Origin of the sequence: Bacillus cereus group sp. N21 (assembly GCF_016483395.1) — a bacterium.
In the GTDB taxonomy this organism is placed as follows: domain Bacteria; phylum Bacillota; class Bacilli; order Bacillales; family Bacillaceae_G; genus Bacillus_A; species Bacillus_A pseudomycoides.
Genome location: NZ_JAEHBX010000145.1, coordinates 1 through 3,923, shown reverse-complemented (window position 1 = coordinate 3,923; position 3,923 = coordinate 1). Strand labels below are relative to the sequence as shown.

The window sequence follows — 3,923 nt, the reverse complement described above, 5'->3', positions numbered from 1 at the left end:
GATTGTAAAGATTCTCCCTAATTTAGTAGACACGGCTATCATGCTTGTAAATAAAATTATTGAGATGATTATTACTAGCCTTCCTAAAATATTAGATGCAGGTGTAAAAATCTTAATGGCAATCGTTGACGGGATCATAAAAATGCTTCCTAAGATTGTAGATGCTGCAGTTAAGATAATTACTCAACTTGTAAACATCATCATGCAAAACCTACCTAAAATAATTGAGTCTGGTATTAAAATCTTAATGGCAATTATCAAAGGTATTATTCAAATTATGCCTCAATTAGCTGCAGCAGCTCTAAAGATTATCTATGAAATAGCAAAGACTATCATTGCTAACCTTCCTCAGATACTCGCTGCAGGTGTGCAGATACTTTGGTCTCTTATTAAAGGTATCTATTCCGTGTTAAGTAGCTTGTGGAGCGCTATTACAGACAATGTTATCGGAGGAATTAAGAAATGTTTCTCTAATGCAGGTTCTATGCTATTAAGTGCAGGTAAAGACATAGTACGAGGATTAGCAGACGGAATTAGTGGAATGGCTTCCGATGCGATAAATGCAGCTAAAAAGATGGCTGGCAAAGTTAAAGATGCAGTAACAGGTTTCTTTGACATACATTCTCCTTCCCGTGTAATGAAGAAAGTTGGTGGATTCGTCACTGAAGGTTTAGCCGTGGGAATTACGGATATGACAAGCGATGCAGTAAAAGCAGCTACAAAAATGGCTGATGCAGTCCTGAGTGGCTTTGAAGCTCTTTCTAATGACATTGAGCTAGGAAACGTACTAGGAAACGATAACTTCAAAGATTTAAACATGGGAGTATCTCCAGACTTCAAGCTCCCTAAAGTAGATGACATTCTAAATGGATCAATCTCAATGGCTCCTACTTCTTATGAAAGAATCACTGGACAGAGCAAAGAAGACAAGAAAGTACGTCAAGAAAAGCAAGGACAAGCTAATGAAGAGAAGGCGCCTACTTACCTTGTAATGGATAAAAAAGTAGTAGGTGAGGTTATATCTGAGGACGTTGACAATGCTAACAAGCGTAGAACAAGTAGACAAGCTCAGTTTGCTCCTCAAGTGGTCCCTGCTTTCTAGATTGAACAACTTGTGAGCCTTCCCTATGGAGGGCTCTTTTTAAATAAAGCAAAGGAAATTGATAACATGGCTAGTTTTAAATTTAACGGAACTAAGCGAGATTACTTATATATCATGATGGGTTTTAACCGTGCAGCGTGGGCTCCTATTGAGCGTGATATCTTGACGGCTCCAGGAAGACCAGGCGGATACTACCTGCAGACTAACACTAAAGTACGAGTTATTGAGGTACCTGTAATTATTAAGGCTAAAGACCAGGCTGATCTGCAGAAGAAGAAAGAAGACTTAGCCAACTGGCTCATTCAAGAGGAACCAAAGGAGCTCATTTTTGATGACGAGGCAGACAGAACCTACATGGCTCTACTTGACGGAGAGACAGACTTAGAGGAATTAATTTTCAGAGGTAAAGGTATTTTACGCTTTGTATGTCCTATGCCTTATAAGCTTGGAGCTACACAGGTTAAAGACTTTGCTCTTGATACTACAGGGACAGACTTAAAAGTGGATATTGCTAATAAGGGGACAGTAGATTCAAATCCTATAGTAGAAATTAATGTTATGGACAAGAGCCCTTATATTGATGTCTGGAATGGTAACGAGTATTTCCGCCTTGGATATCCTACAGGACCAAAGACAAATCTCGTAGCTCAAGAGGCTAGGGTTATATGGGACAAGATGGACGATCTTTCTCAGTGGTCAGCTCATACAGGTCCTTTAGGCTCACTCTTTGAAGGTTCTGGGAAGATGAGAATAGCAGGAAACGGACATGGTTTCCTTCCAGAGACTTACGGAGCAGTTAAAGAAAATACATGGTATGGTCCAATTCTTAAGCGTTCACTACCTCCAGGAGGCGCCACTGATTTCAAAGTGGATATGAGGCTCTCATTTGACTCCATTAGCTATGACAGAATGGGAACTATTATGCTCTTCTTATTAAACGATAATGATGAGATTGTAGCTCAATTAGGGATGAAAGATGAATACTACTCCCATGCAATCACAAAAGCATACACTACCATAAATGACGGACCAGATGAGCGGACACTGATAGATGATACTGGTAGGACAAATGAGTCATTCACAGACTTTAGAGGTCATGTGATGTTAACCAGAGAGGGGAATGTCTGGACGGCTTATTCTGCTTTATACAAGAAAGGGACATACCAGGACTACGAAACTATCATTGAAACCTGGAGAGATACAAATAATTCTAATCCTGCTACTGCTGCAGTGGTAACGAAAGTAGCCGTAGGAGTATTTAAATACGGAGATTACAACCCACTAGACGCAACCTTTATAGAAGACTTGAAAGTGTACAAGAAGTTCAATGTACCTGTAGATGCTACTCCTTATATTGTGGATCAGGGAGACAGTATTGTAATTGATACAGAGAGGGCTCTTGTAACGATAAATGGGAAGAACGCTATAAGTATTAAAGACCTATTCAGTGACTTTCCTGTCATAAAGAGAGGAGCAAATGAGGTTATTGTACGTCCTAAGGCTATAGGTACCGCAAAAATAACATATATGGAGAGATACAGATAATGAGAAAGCAAAGCGGAGATTTACACATAGTTGACTTTAAAACAAAGCTAGTAATAGGAATTATACGCGCTCATGAATATGTAGAGGACAAAAGACACTGGGAAATTAAAAACTCCGTAGATATGTTAGACTTCAAAATACTTGAGAGCTCTCCTTATGAAGACCTCCTGCAGCAACAAAATATCATCGTAAAAGAAACCCGTCCTGGTGTAATGACTCCTTATGTAATCACTGAGACGGAAAAAGACACTGTAGCTAAGACAGTTACAGTTTATGCTAGTGGGGAATGGACCTTGCTTGCAGGGGAATCTTATATAGCTCCTCAAAAGATTCCTTCAATGAATGCTAGACAATATTTAGCTATGTCCTTAAACGGATCAGATTGGACTGTAGGTGACGTTGAAGCTACAGGGACTCATAGTATGACTATTACGGAGTTTATTTCACCTCTACAGTTTAATAACATGATTGCTTCTGCTTTTGGAGGCTACGAACTTCAATACAGAGTTATTGTCCAGGGAGCATTTATTGTTAAGAGATATGTAGACCTGGTAGAAAAACGAGGCAGATTCACTGCTAAGGAAATCAATGTAGGGAAGGATCTGCAGGGAATTGTCCGTAAAGAGAACTCAGAGGGAGTTATCACTACTCTTATCGGTTATGTAACTGTAAAGGGAGCAGACGGAGAGGAAAAAGTTATCACTGTAGCAGATGCTAACGGGGGTATCCCCTACGTAGTAAATGAGGAAGCCTTTCAACGATGGAGCATAAACGGGAAGCATCGCTTTGGATTTTACACTCCAGAGACTGATAATCAAAATATGACTCCAGAGAGACTACTCACACTGACCAAGGCTGCTCTTAAGAAGCGGATAGATACAAATGTAGTCTATGAAGTTGACGCCGTCTCACTGGCTAAATTAACAGGTCTGATTCATGAGACAATCAATGAAGGAGACACTGTATTCATCAAAGACAAGACAATTAGTCCTCCTATCTTCTTAGAGGCTAGAGCTATCGCTGCAGATGAGTCCTTTAAAGACCCAAGACAGGACAAGTTCTACTTTGGTAACTATAGAGAGCTATTAAATCAAGATGACGCCTTACAGCGTGCTTATCAACGTATATTAGCTAGTTTACAAGACAAGGTACCTAGTGAGATGTTTAATCAATTACAGGAGAAAGTAAACAGTCAGACTGATGCTATCACTGAGGCAGGAAAGAAAGCAGATGAGGCTCACCAGGAATCACAAACTGCAAAGGACCTTGCTACACA

3 protein-coding genes are annotated in these 3,923 nt (G+C 39.9%); all 3 read left to right on the top strand.

The features are described 5' to 3' along the window. Positions 1-1,102: phage tail protein (locus JDS96_RS29800; RefSeq protein WP_472926300.1), on the top strand; the 1,102-nt coding region annotated here is incomplete at its 5' end. 66 nt (positions 1,103-1,168) lie between these two features. Further along, positions 1,169-2,647, top strand: coding sequence for a distal tail protein Dit (locus tag JDS96_RS29795; RefSeq protein ID WP_199669004.1), 1,479 nt, complete (start codon positions 1,169-1,171; stop codon positions 2,645-2,647). Next, positions 2,647-3,923 (top strand): phage tail spike protein (locus JDS96_RS29790; protein WP_199669003.1); only part of this gene is annotated, 1,277 nt, incomplete at its 3' end. The genes JDS96_RS29795 and JDS96_RS29790, both read left to right, overlap by 1 nt.